The organism is Pseudoalteromonas sp. S16_S37, assembly GCF_014694405.1.
GTDB lineage: Bacteria > Pseudomonadota > Gammaproteobacteria > Enterobacterales > Alteromonadaceae > Pseudoalteromonas.
On sequence record NZ_JAAUWV010000099.1, the window covers coordinates 1 to 5,971 of the forward strand.

Annotated in this window: 5 protein-coding genes; 1 reads left to right on the forward strand and 4 read right to left on the reverse strand. The window is 38.9% G+C overall.

What is annotated here, in order from left to right; all coding sequences use genetic code 11:
• Nucleotides 1-183 precede the first annotated feature (183 nt).
• A complete protein-coding gene (locus HC733_RS21435; protein ID WP_190367017.1) occupies nt 184-402 on the reverse strand; it encodes a helix-turn-helix domain-containing protein in 219 nt (72 codons plus the stop codon).
• Between the two features lie 435 nt (nt 403-837).
• On the opposite strand from HC733_RS21435, the gene lexA reads away from it, so the two are divergent.
• Nucleotides 838-1,455: a transcriptional repressor LexA gene (gene lexA / locus HC733_RS21440; protein WP_190367018.1), complete on the forward strand. Its 618-nt coding sequence runs from the start codon at nt 838-840 to the stop codon at nt 1,453-1,455.
• Between the two features lie 167 nt (nt 1,456-1,622).
• On the opposite strand, the gene HC733_RS21445 is transcribed toward lexA, so the two are convergent.
• Genes HC733_RS21445 through HC733_RS21455 form a run of 3 tightly spaced genes read right to left on the reverse strand, consistent with a single transcriptional unit; the run spans nt 1,623 to nt 5,637 of the window.
• Complete coding sequence (locus HC733_RS21445) at nt 1,623-2,534, reverse strand: two-component system response regulator (protein ID WP_190367019.1); 912 nt, start codon at nt 2,532-2,534, stop codon at nt 1,623-1,625.
• On the reverse strand, nt 2,531-2,944 hold the full coding sequence (locus tag HC733_RS21450; RefSeq protein ID WP_190367020.1) for a response regulator: 414 nt from the start codon (nt 2,942-2,944) through the stop codon (nt 2,531-2,533). Before HC733_RS21450 ends, HC733_RS21445 begins: the two co-directional genes overlap by 4 nt.
• 2 nt (nt 2,945-2,946) lie before the next feature.
• Entirely contained in the window at nt 2,947-5,637 is a 2,691-nt protein-coding gene (locus HC733_RS21455; protein ID WP_190367021.1) for a PAS domain-containing protein, read from the reverse strand.
• Nucleotides 5,638-5,971 lie beyond the last annotated feature (334 nt).

Genomic DNA, 5,971 nt, shown 5'->3' on the forward strand with positions numbered 1-5,971 from the left:
GGACAATGCCCATTCAAAACTGGCGTCAGGCGATGAGTCGATTTATTATCGAATTCGAGGAACGCCTCGAAAGACATATCAACTAAATGGCAGTTACACAGAATCTGTTACAGGGTCTAAATATATAGTTCCCAATGTCTTCGCCTGTAAGCCGCCCTCCATCCGAAGAATTGGCAGACTGAATTATATGAGCTGAAAGGAGTTCGAGTTGGCTTGTGTTAATTTAGCTGGGCGTCCTTGTATCGGCTTACTATCAAGTCTTTCTAAGCATTTAATTAAGAAGTTTGATACCCACTTATTAACACTGCTTCTCGCAGTATTCAAACGTTTGGCAATATTGGTTCGGTTTTCACCTTCTAAAAAATAAGGATACTGCGAGTAATCGAATACGCTTTCTGACATTTGATTCTCTTCGAGATAGTGCCAAAAGCTTTCTAGATGTATCTAAGTCCATATAAGTGAGCATGCTTTAATCCGTGTACATGTATTAGATCACATGCTTAAGCAGATTGGTATTAGCGCAAGGTGAAAAGATCAACCTTCACTGTTGCTAAGCAATACTCTCTCAGTTAAGTAGGCGAGTCCCTCAGCAGTAGCTAAACTGGCTTACTTCACCTTGCGTAAAGGAAACGCACTCACTGCGTTCGCTGTCGTTAGCCCTTTTCACCCTAACTTACGCTAAAAAAACGCCAGCGCTGAGTTATTTTTTCAATCTAATCATTAGCAGATATGTCTATAAACGTTTAACTAATACTTCAATATTTCTATTTTCAGCATTGCGATTTTTTACTAACTGTATATACTCACAGTAAATGTACTGTATGGAAAACCAGTTGTATGCGCCCACTTACTAAAAGACAAGAGCAAGTATTCGAATTAATTAGAGTATTTATTAAAGATACAGGCATGCCGCCTACAAGAGCTGAGATTGCCGACGCTTTAGGTTTTAAAAGTGCGAATGCAGCTGAAGAGCATTTGAAGGCCCTCGCAAAAAAAGGCGTTATTGAAATGGTGCCTGGTGCAAGCCGCGGGATCAGGTTAGTTGATGATCAAGAGCAGGAAGACTTAGGCTTACCATTAATAGGTAGAGTTGCTGCGGGTGAGCCAATTTTGGCACAGCAGCATGTTGAAACGCATTGCCAAATAGATGCTCATTTATTCAAGCCGGCTGCAGACTACTTACTCAGAGTAAATGGAATGAGTATGAAGGACATTGGAATTCTCGATGGTGACTTACTTGCTGTTCATAGCACCAAAGTTGCCGAAAATGGTCAGGTTGTTGTTGCTAGGGTTGAGGATGAAGTAACCGTTAAAAGGCTTGAAAAAGCTGGTAGTAAGGTTTTTTTACATGCCGAAAATGAAGAGTTTGCTTCAATTACGGTAGATTTAAAGTATCAGTCATTTGAAATCGAAGGCCTTGCTGTTGGTATTATTCGAAATAACAGCTGGGTATAAGATCGTGTTTTAATTTAGGAGTCTTAGTGAATCATAGACTTCTTTAAAGCTATCTGTGTTTTATGCTCCCAAGTGTTGTTTTAAGTGCAACGGTAGCCGATGCTACAGCGATGAACAATCAGAATGTATGAGTCGGCCCAAAATCGATTTCCATTACTGTTTGACCTTTAACTGCTTATCTTGAAGGGCGTTCCTGCTTCCTTAGCATGATACATTGCAGCATCAGCGTTGTTTATTAATTGAGATTCGTTTTCACCGTCTTCGGGGAATAGTACTGCGCCAATACTCACTTCTAAATTTACTTCATGGATTTGACTATTGTTTCCCTCGATACAATAACTATCTGCGAGCAGACGGTATTTGTGTTGCGTCAACTTGGCGAGCTGCTGTTTATCAGATATATGTGGTGCGATAATAACAAATTCGTCACCACCATATCTGGCGACGAAATCGGATGTTCTGCGAAACATTTTGAGTTTAGCGGCTACACTCTTGAGCAACTGATCACCAGCTTGGTGTCCGAGCTCATCATTAACTGCTTTGAAATTATCTAAATCGATGAATAATAAACCAAAGTACGTATTATACCGAATAGCATCTTGAACATATTTATGAAGCTCTGTATCAAATGAGCCTCTATTGTTGAGCATGGTTAATTTATCCATGACTACCATGTTTTCTAGATTTCGTTGCAGTTCAAATCGTTCTTTCGAGAAGACTATCGTTCTATCAAGCAATGATGTAGTGAGCTCGTACTTTGGAATATAGTCTTGAGCTCCTAATTGGATTGTTTTCTCACCAATATCTCCTTCTGAATTGCCTGTTAACACTATGATCGGGGTACTTGATACAAAGTGTTTAACGGCAACTAGCGTGTTTAAGCCTGTACTTTCGGGCAAGTTTAGGTCAATCAGTAGTATATCTGGATAGCATTGTTGAGTTGCTATTTTTAGAGAAGATAGGTCCTTAAACGATTTTAGTCTAAACTGGTGGCGGCCACTATAGTTTGCCAAAAACTGTTTTATCAGATAGATATCATCTTCATTATCTTCTAAAAGATAAATTAACCATCTATTCATTGGGAGCTCCTAGCAAAGTGGTTATAGTCGAACCAATATTTAGTAAGAACTTGCAGCAGATCAATCAGATCAACAATCTTACTAGGTTTCGTTATGTATGATTTTGCGCCCAACGAAAATGCATGTTCGATATCAGATGGGTGGTTTGATGTGGTGTAACCAATAAGGCACAGCTTATTGCTTAAACCTCTTTGATTTATATGCTTCAAAGCTTCCAATCCACCCATTTTTGGCATATTTAAATCTACCAAATACAGTTGTTCTGTTTTGAGACCAGGTGTATCTATATATTCCAAAAGCTGTTCACCATTTTGCAAAACGATAAGGTTTGGTTTGGGTGTAATGTGCTCACAAGCTGTTGTGAAAAGGTAAACATCATCAGGGTCGTCGTCGACTAAAACAATATCCATAACTACTCCTTAGTTGCTGGCAAGTGAATTACAAAGGTAGTACCGTTCTTTTCTTGACTTCGACACGTAATCTCACCTGCATGTAACTTAATAATTTCTTTACACATAGCTAAACCAATACCACTGCCTGAGCATTTCACCCCGTTGTCTAACCTTTTAAACGGCTCAAATATACTGCGCCAATATGGCTCTTTGATACCAATACCATTATCTTCGTAAAAAATGGTAACTTGGTTATCTTTTGAACTACAAAATATACGTATTTCGGGTGTTGAAGTAGCATCAATAAATTTTAGGCTGTTAGATATTAAATTTTGAAACACCTGTACGAATAGGGAGCTGTCTACATTTAATGCTTGTTCTGGTGTTTCTACATTTATACGAGCATGATGTTCTTCAATCGAATAACTGATCTGTTCACAAGTATCATCGATGAGCTCTCCCAATGTTGTTTGTGACGGCCGTATTTTTTGTGATTGTAATCGGGATAGTTTAAGAAGGTCTTGAATCATTGTACGCATGCGATCTGCTGCTTCAATTAATCGAGACATTTCGAATTGAGCATTTTCATCTTTTTTTAAGTGCTCGGCTAGGCGGACCGATAAGCTATCGGTAAATGCAGTGATCTTCCTTAAAGGTTCCTGAAGATCATGGGAGGCTAGAAAAGCAAAATGTTCAAGGTTCTCGTTAGACGACTTGAGCTTTAATAATAACTGGGCTTGATCTGTTATATCAACGAAGGTGCCAAGTAGTATTTTTGGTTTACCATTTTCATCTCTAGTAATTATGGTGTCGACTGCGCTACACCAGACCCACTTGCCATCTTTATGTTTTAATCGATATTCAACAGGTATTAGTTCTTGCTGCTTGCTTGAAAGTACTTTCTCAAAGTGGGAAACCAATTTAGGTTCGTCATCTGGATGAATAAGCTCACTCATGGTGGTATTTTTTAGTTCGCTGATACTATAGCCCAGGATGTCAGTGTAACGCTGATTAATACGAGTATTTCGATTGTTTTCAATGTCGTATAGATATAAACCACATACCGCAGAATTGATTATCTGTTCTAAAAATATACGATTTTGCTCTAGCTCTTGTTCTGCGAGCTTTCGAGCTGTGATATCAATGGCTGTACCAACGATTTTTACTACATTGTTTTTTGCATCAAGAATTGGATAGAGTGTTGTCTGATACCATCTGTTTTCATCATTGTTAGGGATCATTTCAACATATTCAAAAGGCGATTTTCGTTCACAGCAGAGCAAGTAGTTGCTTCTGATCTTGCGCACTATATTTGGCGCAACTAAGGAGCTGCTTAATTCGGACAAGCGCTTATTCATAATATCAACAGGTGAGACACTTATTCTCTCACTTGCTGCTCTATTAAATTGTAAAAACGTAAAGTCTTCATCATCCTCTACCTTAAGCAACCAGATTGCTTGGTTGGCGCCATCGAATAGACAATTTAGAATATTTGTTTTTTCTGCGATCTGAGACTCTAGTTGTTTGCTATCTTGAATGTAACGCAATGCACCGGACATGACGCATGCATTGCCATTTTCGTCAAATTGACTATTACCTACCGCCAGAAACCAAGCATATACACCATCTTGGTTACGCCCTAAATACTCTACTTGGAGCTTTTTTTTGGTTTCAAAGTGGGTTTTTATCGCATCTTCGACTTTTGCGCGATAGTCGGGGTGAATATGTTCATACCAATCTAGATAAGTTGGAGTTTTTAAATGCTCTTTTCCTATCATTTTCATTAATGTAGGTGAGTAGATGACGCTATCATTCTGAATATCCCATTCCCATACACCATCTTCTGTAGCGTTAATGGCTCTTTCAATTCTCTGATGTGAAGCGTTCAGTTGTTGTTTTAGCTGCCTATAGGACGAAAGGTTGTTAAAGATTGCAATTGTGAATTTTTGGTCCTCAAATGAAGAGTGAACAAGCCGCATTTCCATGGGTATCGCGACGCCATTTTTTGAAATAACCTGACACAGTAACTCAAGTGTTTGGGATTTATTCTTTTTTGATTCAGCAAGTATTGTCGGCAGTTCATGAAATGGGTCATCGAGCTGGATATGATCTGATAACTGCGTGCCTAACATTGGTTTTGCATTTTTATACCCCAGCTCATTGAGTAGCTGGGGATTGCACTTGACAATGTTATTAGAATCATCGAGTAATAGCGTGCAAACAGGTAAACTGTTGAGCATAAACTCTGTTGTTCTGTGCTCGGCGAGCAAGGACTTAAGTTGCTTTTGCTCAGTGGTTAATTTTGATAGCTTATCTTTTACACCAAAAAACTGACTCGGTGTGGGAATTGCGACTGCGTTTGGTATTAATCTAAATAAGTAGATAGCTGTGACCATAGATACAACCGCAGTAAGCGCTTTAGAGATCCCATGTATTCCATAAGCTCCATGCCAAACAGTATAAATACCAATCAGATGGGTAATACCGCATAAAGTGATAAAGCTAGAAAACAAAATAAATAACCAATGCCGACCGACTTCAGGGCGCTTTTTAGCAAAGATCATTATCGCAATTGGTATTGAAAAGTATGCTGTAGCAATAAGTAGATCAGATATTACATTGGTCCATAATAAATGCGGTTGCCATAGATAGCAGTGCCCGTGAGGCATATAAGCCTGATGAAAAAATGAATGAATGCTGTTGAGTTCCACTTTTACATATCCTAATGTTAAAAATGCACTCTTAATAGCCTAGACGCAAAAGCGTAAAGCTCAAGCTAGGGCTCGTTGATGTAGCGATTACTTATATTTACTCTATTTGAGCCTACTGAATCCTGCGATTGAAAAAATGTACACAGTGCCCCCTTGATACCCAATATTAAAGACTTATAAGCTCCTGGATTGTCAATAAACAGCGCTTTCGCTCGAAAATTGCTCGAACAATCTATTTTTATCACTTTCCTTCAAAAAATCGCTTGCGCTTTTAATTCGTCGCCCTATAATGCGACCCCACTGACACGGAGCGCTGAGCAACTTAAAGCAAAGC